The 12,742-nt window shown below is 37.9% G+C and carries 10 protein-coding genes; 5 read left to right on the top strand and 5 right to left on the bottom strand.

All coding sequences use genetic code 11. The features are described from left to right. Nucleotides 1–7 precede the first annotated feature (7 nt). On the bottom strand, nt 8–940 hold the full coding sequence (locus ACT4_RS14525; RefSeq protein WP_007483370.1) for an AraC family transcriptional regulator: 933 nt from the start codon (nt 938–940) through the stop codon (nt 8–10). A 189-nt stretch (nt 941–1,129) separates the two neighbouring features. Between ACT4_RS14525 and ACT4_RS14520 the strand changes: the two genes are divergently transcribed. Continuing rightward, a complete protein-coding gene (locus ACT4_RS14520; RefSeq protein ID WP_019384387.1) occupies nt 1,130–2,374 on the top strand; it encodes an alkane 1-monooxygenase in 1,245 nt (414 codons plus the stop codon). A gap of 161 nt (nt 2,375–2,535) precedes the next feature. After that, nucleotides 2,536–3,888 carry a glutathione-disulfide reductase gene (gene gorA, locus ACT4_RS14515; protein WP_007483366.1) on the top strand — a complete coding sequence of 451 codons (1,353 nt, stop codon included), beginning with the start codon at nt 2,536–2,538 and terminating at the stop codon, nt 3,886–3,888. 59 nt (nt 3,889–3,947) lie between these two features. Here gorA and ACT4_RS14510 read toward each other — a convergent pair whose 3' ends face one another. The 4 genes from ACT4_RS14510 to ACT4_RS14495 form a co-directional block, all read right to left on the bottom strand. Continuing rightward, nucleotides 3,948–5,147: an acyl-CoA dehydrogenase family protein gene (locus ACT4_RS14510; RefSeq protein WP_007483364.1), complete on the bottom strand. Its 1,200-nt coding sequence runs from the start codon at nt 5,145–5,147 to the stop codon at nt 3,948–3,950. Nucleotides 5,148–5,169: 22 nt separating this feature from the next. Beyond that, nucleotides 5,170–6,456, bottom strand: a complete 1,287-nt coding sequence (locus ACT4_RS14505; RefSeq protein WP_171054831.1) for an acyl-CoA dehydrogenase family protein — start codon at nt 6,454–6,456, stop codon at nt 5,170–5,172. Between the two features lie 235 nt (nt 6,457–6,691). Further along, a complete protein-coding gene (locus ACT4_RS14500; RefSeq protein WP_004879365.1) occupies nt 6,692–8,065 on the bottom strand; it encodes an AarF/ABC1/UbiB kinase family protein in 1,374 nt (457 codons plus the stop codon). 193 nt (nt 8,066–8,258) lie between these two features. Next, the gene (locus tag ACT4_RS14495; RefSeq protein WP_004879367.1) at nt 8,259–8,564 is read right to left on the bottom strand and encodes a hypothetical protein; all 306 of its coding nucleotides are present in this window, start codon (nt 8,562–8,564) and stop codon (nt 8,259–8,261) included. A gap of 168 nt (nt 8,565–8,732) precedes the next feature. On the opposite strand from ACT4_RS14495, the gene ybaK reads away from it, so the two are divergent. The 3 genes from ybaK to ACT4_RS14480 all read left to right on the top strand — a co-directional run bounded on the left by ybaK (nt 8,733) and on the right by ACT4_RS14480 (nt 12,734). Then, the gene (gene ybaK / locus ACT4_RS14490; RefSeq protein WP_007483359.1) at nt 8,733–9,200 is read left to right on the top strand and encodes a Cys-tRNA(Pro) deacylase; all 468 of its coding nucleotides are present in this window, start codon (nt 8,733–8,735) and stop codon (nt 9,198–9,200) included. 323 nt (nt 9,201–9,523) lie between these two features. After that, entirely contained in the window at nt 9,524–11,308 is a 1,785-nt protein-coding gene (locus tag ACT4_RS14485; RefSeq protein ID WP_007483357.1) for an IucA/IucC family siderophore biosynthesis protein, read from the top strand. After that, a complete protein-coding gene (locus ACT4_RS14480; protein WP_007483356.1) occupies nt 11,301–12,734 on the top strand; it encodes a lysine N(6)-hydroxylase/L-ornithine N(5)-oxygenase family protein in 1,434 nt (477 codons plus the stop codon). The genes ACT4_RS14485 and ACT4_RS14480 overlap by 8 nt, the downstream gene beginning before the upstream one ends. The last annotated feature ends 8 nt before the right edge of the window (nt 12,735–12,742 follow it).

The following is a 12,742-nucleotide window of genomic DNA, read 5'->3' as shown; positions in this document are numbered from 1 at the left end:
TTTTTATTTATGTTTCATTTTGAATATATTGCTGCCGATATTGTTTAGGTGAAATTTCAAAAGTGCGTTTAAATGCTTGGCTAAAAGCAGTTTCAGAAGAGTATCCAACCTTATTTGCAATTTGCTGAATAGAATAATTACTTTTGCGTAGATATTGGCTCGCTAAACGCATTCGATGTTGTTGTAAATATGCTAGTGGTGATTCCCCAATGACTTCATGGAATAAACTTGCAAACTTAGAACGAGACATACAGCATTGTTCAGCCAAAGTTTCTACTGTCCAAGCATCTTCAGGATGATTATGGATAGCGGCTAAACTATTGCTGAGTTCGGGATGATTGAATGCACTCAGCCATCCTGATTGATCAGAAATTTGTTGAATATGATCTCGAATACACTTAATCAATAAAATATTTACGAGATGGTCAATAATAATATCTCGGCCTGCTTGAATATTTTGTGTTTCGAGAGCAAGAAAGTGCAGACCAATTTGTAACCATTCAGGAGTACTTGTGTCTCCATGTTGTAGGTGTATTAAAGTCGGAAGCGCTTGAATAAAAGGGCGTGCCATGAGTGTATCAATTTGACAGCGCACTGTTAATATTAAATTTTTCTCGGATGATTCAGTACCAAACTCGATAGCATCTTCTTTATGACCATCAAAAAATTTAGATATGTCTACAGCATTAACAAGCTTGGTAATGGCATTGTCAGCCCCTGTATGTGCTTTACCAGAAGGGATAACTATGATTTCACCCGCATTGGCTGTCAGACTATTTTGTCCATCAATCTGTATAAATACCGACCCCACTAAAACAATATGAACAATTAAAGCGGTTTGATCTTGGCAGATAAAACTCCATTCTCCTTGTGTTTTCAAGTAGATATATTCACTGTGGTTTAAATGAATATCGGCAAATATTTTACTTAAAGCATCCATATGATTTTTTATCGATGTGTTCATTTAAATTATAGAGAGCTAATGTAATAACTCAATATGTGTTTTAAGGACAAAAACAGGGTGGATGATGCCAAAGACTTTCACATAGGTTTTTTGGACGCTTGCAACTGTAATGCATCTCATAATTCCTGAAAATATACATATATATACAAAGACATGGAAAAGATGATGAATGCGCCAGTAAATGTTGAGCAAGAACTTACGCCAGTAAGCATTCCAAAATCAAAAACTGAATTGGATCGTAAACGTTATTTATGGGCAATTAGCCCAGCTTTGCCTGTAATCGGTATCGGTATTTTAGCGGGCTATCAATTTGCACCACGTCCTTTGAAAAAAATCTTTGCGTTAGGTGGTCCAATTGTTTTGCATATTGTTATTCCAACAATCGATACGATTATTGGTAAAGATGCAAATAATCCAACTGATGAAGACATTAAATTACTTGAAAAAGATCCTTATTACTCTCGTTTAGTAAAAAGCTTTATTCCATTGCAATATGCCGCAAATTTTTATGCATGCTATTTAACAAGTCGTAAAGAAACATCGTTTTTAGATAAGATTTTACTTGGTATTTCGATGGGTGCGATCAACGGTATTGCAATTAATACTGCGCATGAGCTGAGTCATAAGCATGATCGTATTGACCATATTTTATCGCATTTAGCACTTGTGCCAACGGGCTATAACCATTTCCGTGTAGAACATCCTTATGGTCACCATAAACGTGCTGCAACACCAGAAGATCCAGCATCTTCACAAATGGGTGAAACATTCTATGAGTTTTGGCCTCGTACAGTAATTGGTTCATTCAAATCAGCTGTAGAAATTGAAACCACACGTTTAAAACGTAAAGGTAAAGAATTCTGGTCTACAGACAATGAGTTGTTGCAAGGTTGGGGTATGAGTGCTGCATTTCATGCTTCTATGGTTGGTATCTTTGGTAAAGGTGTAATTCCATATTTAGCAACACAAGCATTCTATGGAATTAGTTTATTTGAAATTATTAACTATATTGAACACTATGGTTTGAAGCGTCAAAAAGATGAAAATGGTAAATACCAACGTACCATGCCTGAACATAGCTGGAACAATAATAATATTGTGACTAACTTGTTCTTATATCAGCTACAACGTCACTCTGATCATCATGCTTATCCGACACGTCCATTTCAAGCATTGCGTCACTTTGATGAGGCTCCTGAATTACCAAGTGGCTATGCAAGTATGTTATTGCCTGCATTGATTCCACCTTTATGGTCAAAAATGATGGATAAGCGTGTATTTGATCACTATAAGGGTGATTTAAATAAAGCGAATATTTATCCTAAACGTCGTGCAAAAATCTTTAAAAAATTTGGTGTGGTTGATAAATCTTTAGAACAAACTCAAGCAGAAGTCGTCGCTGCTGAGTAATTTAAAGACATGATCAAATGAAAGCACTGCTTAGAAATGAGCAGTGCTTTTTTCTTGTATTAAATAAATTAAAAATCATCGGTTTCTATATCTTGTTGTTGTATATCTATAGTTTTGATCTAACAAGAATTTTGCAGATTTAGATAATTCATGAGGCGATGATGACAAAACATTATGATTATATTGCGATAGGTGGTGGTAGTGGCGGCATAGCATCTGTAAATCGTGCAGCCATGTATGGAAAAAAATGTGCCTTGATCGAAAAGGGAGAAATCGGAGGTACATGTGTAAATGTAGGATGTGTACCTAAAAAAGTGATGTGGTATGCTGCACATATAGCAGAGAGCATTCAAAAATATGCGCCTGATTATGGATTCAACACTCAAGTCGAATCTTTTAACTGGCAGACACTGGTCAAAAATCGCCAAGCTTATATTGATCGAATTCATCAATCTTATCAAAATAGCCTTAGTAACAATAAAGTCGATGTGGTTCAAGGGCCAGCAATTTTCATTGATAAAAATACAATTGAAGTAAATGATGAGCGCCTAACTGCCGACCATATTTTAATTGCGACGGGTACGCAGCCCTCATTACCTGATATAGATGGTGTTGAGTATGGTATTGATTCAAATGGTTTCTTTGAGTTATCCGCTTTACCTCAAACAGTCGCAGTCATTGGCTCTGGCTATATTGCTGTTGAGCTTGCTGGTGTGCTGAATACTTTGGGGTCACAGGTTGGCTTATTTATTCGAAAGGATTTACCTGTACGACGATTTGATCCATTTCTGAGTGAAACTTTGGTCGACGTTATGCAAACGGATGGCATTACTTTACACACTCAAGCAACCCCAAAAAAAGTGACAAAAAATGCCGATGGTAAAGTGACTTTGCATTTAGAAAATGGTGAAGAACATATTGTTGATTGTCTCATTTGGGCAACAGGCAGAGAACCTAATACAGCAAACTTAAATTTGGATAAAGCAAATGTCCAATTAGATGAGCGAGGTTATATCGCTGTCGATCAATTTCAAAATACCTCACAGGAGGGAATTTATGCAGTCGGTGACATTACTGGAAAGATGGAATTGACGCCTGTCGCTGTAGCAGCTGGTCGACGCTTATCTGAAAGATTATTTAATGCTAAGCCAAATGAATATTTGGATTATGAGAATATCCCAACAGTTGTGTTTAGCCATCCGCCTATTGGCACAGTTGGAATAACTGAACAAGAAGCAATTAAAAAATATGGCCAGCAAGCGGTGAAAATCTATAATTCCTCATTCACAGCGATGTACAGTGCGATTACTCAACATCGGCAGCCGACTAAAATGAAATTGGTATGTGTTGGTGATGAAGAAAAAATTGTGGGTATTCATGGGATAGGATTTGGTATGGATGAAATCCTTCAAGGCTTTGCAGTCGCATTGAAAATGGGTGCGACAAAACGCGATTTTGATAATACTGTCGCTATTCATCCAACTTCAGCCGAAGAGTTTGTCACGATGCGATAGTGTTAAATTAACGATACTATTAAAAAAGGACGCCACTATAGACGTCCTTTTTATTTAAATTACTTCAATTCACTAGATGATTTACCCAACTCGCGACGAGCAATAATTAATTGTTGAATTTGCTGTGTACCTTCAAAAATATCGAGAATTTTTGAATCACGTGCCCATTTTTCTAACAATTCATCTTCGCCATAACCAACACCAGCAGCAAGCTCGACGCATTTTAAAGTGATGTCATTGCCAACACGTCCAGCTTTTGCTTTTGCAATAGAAGCTTCTTTAGAGTTTGGCTTTTTATTGTCTGCCATCCATGTTGCTTTGATCATTAAGAGGCGAGCAGCTTCCCATTCAGCTTCCATTCGATAGATTTGTGCGGCGAGATTCGAGGTTTGTAAATAAGGGGTTTTATAGTCCGCATCAAGTTGGTCTTTAAAGATTTCTTTGATACGTTCCAAAGATGCTTTTGCACAACCAATCGCCATAGCAGCAACCAGTGGACGGGTGTTGTCAAAAGTTTCCATGACACCAGCGAAACCTTTAGCCACGTCAATCTCAGGATTACCTAATAAATTAGCGGCAGGTACTCGGCAATCAATAAAACTAATCACTGCAGTATCAGAAGCTTTGATCCCAAGTTTATGTTCAAGACGCTCAACTTTCATACCAGCCGTACCTTTAGGTACAACGAATGACTTAATTGCAGCACGACCAAGCTTTTTATCGAGTGTTGCCCAAACGACGACTGAATCAGCACGTTCACCAGAGGTAACGAAGATTTTTTCACCATTAAGGATATAATCATCACCATCTTGCGTTGCTGTTGTGCGAATAGCAGCTGAATCAGAACCACATCCCGGCTCTGTAATTGCCATCGCTGCCCAAGTTCCTTTGAAACGCTCGAGTTGTTCATCGTTGGCAACGGCTGCAATTGCCGAATTTCCTAAACCTTGACGTGGCATGCTAAGCAATAGACCTGTATCGCCATAGCACATTTCAATAATACCAAGCGCTGTTGACATATTATTGCCATTCTTATTTCCAGTCTCGGTTTCACCACGTTTCCCGACGGCTGCGCCCGCATTAATACCTTCGCCACCCTCATTCATACCATCAATTAAAGAGGCAAGCATGTCTAATTCTTTAGGATAGGCATGTTCAGCTTTATCGTATTTACGGGAAATAGGACGTAACACATTCAGCGCAACTTCATGTGCTTGATCGACCATCATTTTGAATTTTTTAGGACTTTGTAAGTTCATGTTGTGATCCTCTGATAGTCAATTAAGCATGTAAGCCAGAATGTAAGATAGCGGTTGCACGTAGATCACGATACCAGCGCTCTACAGGATGCTCTTTGGTAAAACCATGACCACCGAGAATTTGCACACCATCTGTACCCATTTTCATCGATTTTTCAGCACAAAGTAGACGAGCCAAATACGCTTCACGATGGAATGGTTTTCCAGCTTCTGCCAAACTTGCTGCATTGAGAACCAACATACGCATCGCATCAATTTCAATTGCCATGTCCGCGATCATGAAAGCCACACTTTGACGATGAGAAATAGGCTCACCAAAAGCAGTTCGCTCATTTGCATATTTGATACAGTAAGCTTTAATCGCTTCACATGTACCAACAGCCATTGCGCACCACATTAAATTGCCAAGATCGACAAATGCCGTGTAATCAAAATCTGTATCACCCAAACGTAATGCAGGGGTTTGATTGAATTGAAGTGTTGCTGTTTCTGTTGCTTTCAAACCCATTGCTGGATTTGCTTTGATTGAAATGGTTTCATTGCATTGCACAACAAAAAGATCAGGTTTACCGTTTAACTCAGCACTGACTAAGAAAACATCGGCTGTATCACCCAATATCACAAGGTTCTTTTCACCATTAATGAAAAACTGACCATTTTGTTCGGTTGCAGTAGTTTTAAGCTGGAATGGATTGAACGCTGGTGTTGTTTCTTGAAATGCAAATGTTGCAGTGATATCTGTATCTTCAGCAAAACAAGGCAGATACATAGATTGAACTTGGGTTGAACCCCAACGCGTAATCGCATTAATAACGCTAAATGTACTGAGCAAACCAGCTGTTAAGCTGAAATCACCTTTTGCTAGGCTTTCAGCAATCAAGATATTGCTGACAATATTTTGTTCTGCTGCAACGCCACCTAAAGCTTCTGGTAAAGCGTAATAATTGAGTCCAAGATCAACTAAATGCTGCCAAAGTTCTTCAGGAAATTGCGCATTATGATCTGCATCATGTGCGAGGGTATAGAGCACTTCTTCAGCGAACTGTGACATTGCATCACACGTCATTTGCTGTTCTTCTGTTAAGCCAAGGTCAAATAGGTTTTTATTGACTTGATTCGGGAGGCGTTGCTTATCAATCGGTTGTGGCTTAAATGCTTTCTGAGTTTTAGTAAGTACCTTAAAACCTGTTTTTGAACCCTGATATAATGATTTTTCAACAAATTTTCTTAATTTGAGTTGATCAAGAACTTCGCTTCCTGCGATTTTGGTAATTAAAGATAGCCCGAAGCCTTGAGCTTTATTCATCATATTCGACATGACTTTATCCTAGAGGATGGTTGTAAAATTATGCTGACATGCTCTCAGTAAAAAAACTATGTCTTCTTTGACGTGCTGTTTTGAGAATGATAAAGGGTGATTTATGGATAGGTTGTTTTATAAGTATATATTTTTAAAAGATTTAAAAAAAATATGAAAAAATTTAACTCAAAAAAATTGACCAAACTGACAAATCAGATTGGTCAAAATGACTTTCTAGCGAAAATTATGCAAATTGACGAATCATTTTGCGAACATTAGTCTTTGCTTCAATGACAGTCATGAAGGTATAAGCACCAATAAATTTACGGCTAATAAACATAAATTCTTTAGGTGGAACTGAGAAATAGCGCGAAGCCATAGACTGCGCAGCTTGTTGCATCACTCTGCTATGTAATTGGCTTTTTTTCCAATCATAACGATCTTGTTCATCCATTACACCAGCTGGCATATCAGGATTATTGCTCGGGCAACTAAACGCTTCTGTCGCGATTAGAAAAACATCAGCCATCCCAGGTTTGATACTTTCTGGCATTCCGTCAAAGAATTCATAACCCGTCATTGCTTTAACCATCGCCGTTTTATCGTGGTCATATCCTGCATGAATCAGATTTCGAGCAACCGTAAGTAAATTGTCGTCGAATTGGCGAATTGCACCAAAGTCGAGGAGAACGATTTGATCTTTTAGATCATCACCATTGCCAAGACGAACAAGATAGTTTCCGAAATTCGGGTCAGTTTGCATTTCACCCCATTCAAATAACTCTCGAACAGCAATTTCAAGCGAAGCTTCACCCAGTTGATTACGGCGTTCTTGAGGCAATGAAAGCATGACAGGGCTATTAATGGGCACACCACGCTCAAAAGTCATACATAGAACTTTTTCAGCACAGAATTCATCAACAATTTGAGGCACGATATAGCGTGGATCATCATTCAAGCGTTCAGCAAAACGGCGTGTTGTCGCTGCTTCAATATCGTAGTTGACTTCACGATGCATCATTTCACGGACTTCATCAAACCATTGATCAAATTCACGAGTTTGCGGCACCATACGGGTAAGCTTCAGCATGTTCTTGAATAGATTCATATCTGAGTCAATCGCTTCTGCGACACCCGGATATTGAATTTTTAAAACAAGCTCTAATCCATCTGATTTACGCGTTGCTCGGTGTACTTGCGCGAGGGAAGCAGTACCAATCGGCTCATGATCGATCGTTAAATCATCTAATTTAGAACCGAGTTGTTCTTGTAAATGACTTTTAATCGCAGGCCAAGCAAGGGCAACGGTTTGATTATTCAACGTATTGAGTGCTTGAGTAATTTCTTCAGGTAAGAAATGCTCACCATATAAAGCCATCATTTGTCCAATCTTTACGATTGAACCTTTTAATTTCCCAATTTCAGAAACTAAATAATGTGCTTGTTCAGCCATAGCTTTTTTACGTTTCTTCTCTTTTTCTTCTTCACTAGAGAAAAGGGAAGTAGCACTTGCAGTTGCCCAGCGTGTTCCAGCAAGTAAAGAGGCTTTAGCGATAGATAAGCGACGATCCACAGACGAGGTTTTTAGGTTCTTAAGCTTATCGTTCTGATCTGACATGAAAGAAAAATCCTATGCTGAAATCGGATGGTTGAAAGCCGAGAGATAAAGTGTAGAGGATATTACAGCTTTTGAACGTATTAAAATAGTTCAATCTCTTGAATTATCAGTCTAAATTTGTGGAATAGATCAATAATCTAAAATAGCCTAAGTAGATTTTTCATCCTAAATCTAGCTTAACTATACAGATGTCCTATATTTTAAACTGAATTTTCAGTACTGATTTACGCATTAATGCAGCGCGGTTGCTGTGAATATGTTTAATCAACATACGTTTCACATGACTGTGATGAAAGCCTAAGGCATGAGCTTTGACGATAATAATACTGGGTAATGTGAAGAAAAAATACTTCGTGTCATCTAAAGTCGCATTCTCAAAGATACCTTCCTCAATCAAAGTATTCCTCAGAAACTGTTTTTCAGCGTGAACGGTAGAAGATGATTCATCATTCCAATAGCTTTCTCGCATTGCCATTAAATTATTATGCTTGTAACTCATTAACTGATAGAGCCTATTCATTTCACTATTAGAAAATATATGAGGTTCAAGATAGAGATATCAAGAATAGATTTACATCTAAAATAGCCTAAGCAAGTTTAAGATTTCTTATAAATAATGCTACACTAATACCACTTATCAAATGAATTACGAATAGTCCGAAAGAAAATGACACCTGCATGTAAACTACTGGAAAAAAATAAAATACCATTCTCAATTCATGAATATGAACATGATGCAAATGCCAAAAGTTTTGGCTTGGAAGCTGCTGAAAAATTAAATTTAAAAGTAGAAGAAGTATTCAAAACTTTAATGGTAACAGACGAAAAAAATTACTACGTTGCAGTACTTCCAGTAAATCATCAATTAAATCTAAAAAAAGTTGCAGTGGCAGTAGGGTGTAAGAAACTTCAAATGGCGAATCCTAAAGACGCTGAGCGATTAACAGGATATTTAGTCGGTGGGATTAGTCCATTAGGGCAGAAAAAGCGTTTAAAAACAGTAATTGATTTAACGGCGCAATCTCTTGAAAAAATCTATGTCAGCGGTGGGAAAAGGGGCTTAGATATAGGTTTGAATCCTCATGATCTAGCCAAATTACTTGGTGCTTCATTTAGTGATGTATTAGACATTTAAGTGAATAAAACGTGCTAAATAGCTGTTATTACTAAAATATTAATTTATCTATAAAAACTATTGAGAATCTTAAAACCATCATTTTATTTAATGAGAATAATTATTATCTTTTTGTATCCTTTTTAATCTTAATTTTATATTTAATTCAGTTAATTCATATATTTAAGTCTGTATTTTTAGGGTGATTTATTAAATTGAATTATTAAATGATAATAATTATCATTAGCATAATCTTAATCATGATTAATTGTGGTTGAGGTGTGTTTAGAGCTCAAACATTACGAAAAATAAATTCTACTCTCTCGATAAGAGGATACAGTCTGATGCAATCACTTGCCAATCGGTTGGCGATACAACACTTCGTCAACGCTTACACGCAAGAAACTGGCAAAGGTCACTTGCTAAATAAAAGTCAGCAGAGTCCCCAACAACAAGCGTTTAGCCAAGGTTTGACGCTGTTATCAGTTCCGATTCACTCTATCCAAGCCCAATGCTATTTCCCATTAAGTTATGTCAGTCGAGTTGGGCGACATCGGTTACATGCTCTCCCACAAATAACGATTCAAGGACAGATTAAAACATTTAGCCCAGTTGCAATCGTGGGCTTGCTGTTGGAAGAACTTGTCTTTGAATCATCAATTCCTTTAGATGCTGCTTCTCTAGTTGAAAAGTGGATTCAAAGCCGAGATGCACTACAGCAGTTTTTAATGCAGCGTGAACATGATTTTGATGATCTTGTGAAAGCAGGGCAAAGCTTTATTGAAACCGAACAAGCTTTGATTTTAGGGCATAGCATGCATCCCGCGCCTAAAAGTCGAACGGGTTTTGTACATGAGGATTGGTTGAAGTTTTCGCCAGAACATAAAGGACAAACCCAACTTCATTATTGGTTTGTACATCAGGATTACATTGCGGAAGGGTCAGCCACAAACGAGGAAATTTCCGAAGAGCTTAAAACGAATTTACAATGGTATCTGTCTGAAAATGATCTCAATCTATTAAAAACGCATACTGAATATAAATTATTGCCTTTACATCCTTGGCAAGCACGTTATTTACAAAGCAAATCTTGGTTTGAACGACTCAAGCAAACGGGTCAATTGATCGATCTTGGTTTACGAGGATGGCAATTTTTCCCGACAACATCGATTCGTACTTTAGCAAGCTTTAGTGCACCGTGGATGGTCAAACCTTCACTTTCTGTGATGATTACCAATTCAATCCGCGTTAATTTGGCGAAAGAGTGTCATCGTGGAGAGTTAACTCATCGCCTATGGCACAGTGAATACGGTCAGAATATTTTAAAACAATGCCCAAGTTTAAAAGCAGTCAATGACCCAGCTTGGATGGCATTAAAAATAGATAATGAGGTAGTGAATGAAAGTATTTGTATTTTCCGTGATCAACCTTTCCATCCGCAGCAGCAAGTGACGTGTATTGCATCACTTTGCCAAGATCATCCAAGTAAATCGTTAAATCGCTTTAACGCATTATTTGCAAAAATTGAAAAAACGCATTCAGACACTGATTTTTCTGAAATTGCGTTGGATTGGTTCAATCGCTTCCTTAAAGTCAGCCTAGAGCCATTGATGTATTTATATCATCGTTATGGTATGGCTTTTGAATCTCATCAGCAAAATGTACTCTTAGAAATGGAAAATAATTTTCCAAAAACATTATGGCTACGTGACAATCAAGGTTTCTATTACATCGAAGAATTTGCCACTGAGATCTTAAAAGTATTACCAGAGCTAAAAGAGAAAGCGTTTGCGGTTGGACCTAAAGATTTTGTCGATGAGCGTTTTAGTTATTATTTCTTTGGCAATACTTTGTTTGGCATCATCAATGCAATTGGTGCAACTGGTTATATCACTGAAGATGAGTTGCTTGAGCATCTTAAAGGTTTCTTACAAGATTTATTGCAACAGTATCCTGAAAGTACGTTATTGCAAGGTTTATTGTTTAATGAGACGTTGCCTTATAAGGGAAATTTACTCACGCGTTTACATGAACTTGATGAACTGATCGCACCTGTTGAGTATCAGTCTGTTTATGTGCAGCTGCAAAATCCACTGTTCGTAGAGCAGAAGGATGTGAGCTATGCTTGATTTTATTGGAATCGGGTTAGGGCCTTTCAATCTGAGTCTTGCTAGTCTTTTGCAGGGGAAAAGTGAGCTTAAATATCAATTCTTTGAACAAAAAGATGGCTTTGACTGGCATGCGGGTATGCAATTGCCCAATGCTTTACTGCAAGTCCCATTTATGGCGGATTTAGTAAGTTTGGTCGAGCCAACAAGTCCCTATAGTTTTCTCAATTATTTAAAGCATCACCAGCGATTATATAAATTTTATTTCCGTGAAAATTTATATATTCCACGCCAAGAATATAACCATTATTGTCAATGGGTTGTAAAACAACTGGATAATGTCCAATTTAATAGTCGCGTTCTTGAAGTCCAACCCGTAAAAGGTGGTTTTGAGGTTGAGGTTTTATTCAACGGCGAAATACAGCGCTATCGTGCGCGTCAATTGGTTTTAGGAATAGGGACTGTTCCGCATTTACCTGAAAGTTTGCAGCATATTTATTCACAAACAACGCAATGTTTACATTCAGCTGAATATTTGAAAAGTTGTCCTGAAAAACTAAAAGGTGATGTGGTGTTGATTGGCTCAGGGCAGTCTGCGGCAGAAATTTTTATCGATTTATTTGATCGTCAATATGCACAAGGACAGGTGAAAGCCAACTTCCATTTACATTGGTTAACTCGATCAGCGGGTTTTTTCCCAATGGAAAATACACCGTTAGGGCTTGAGCATTTTAGCCCTGATTATATGCACTATTTCTATCATTTACCTACCGCACTGAAAGCTGAGTTACCTGTTCAACAGGCAAATTTATATAAAGGGATTAGTAGTAAAACGATTCGTGACATTTACGAGCGACTTTATCATCGTAGTATTGGTGGTCAAAATACAGATGTGACTTTGGCAGGGCATCATCAGCTACAGTATGCAGAAGTACTAGAAAATCAAAAAATACGTTTGCGTTTTGAGCAGCATCAGCAAAATGAGAAGTATTTGGTTGATGCAGATTGTGTGATTGCTGCTACAGGCTATCGCTATCCAAAGCCTGCTTTTTTACAAAATTTACAGTCTTTAATTTCACTTGATCAGACAAATCGTTGGCAGGTTAGCTCAGATTTTGAAGTGAAGTATCAAGGTGATGGGAGGATCTTCTTACAGAATATGGAAGTGTTTCATCATGGTGTTGGAACACCTGACCTCGGTCTAGGTGCATATCGAGCAGCGACGATTGCCAATCAACTTTTGGGTAGGGAGTTATTTAAACTCGATAAGGCTCAGTCTTACCAACAGTTTGGTGTTGCTGCATCTGTAAAACTAGATCAACCAGTGCGGAATCATGCACAGTTAGCTGACTCAATGCTGTCGCGTGTTTCTCAGAAATCAGATCAGCGTCGACATACTTCGCCAACGTTTTACTCACAGTTAAAACTATCAGAGCATATTGACTAGGTTGTACA

The sequence above is a fragment of the Acinetobacter sp. NBRC 100985 genome (assembly GCF_000241225.1).
In the GTDB taxonomy this organism is placed as follows: Bacteria; Pseudomonadota; Gammaproteobacteria; order Pseudomonadales; family Moraxellaceae; genus Acinetobacter; species Acinetobacter venetianus.
Note: the sequence above shows the minus strand (reverse complement) of the source record. Positions and strands in the feature narration are given on the sequence as shown.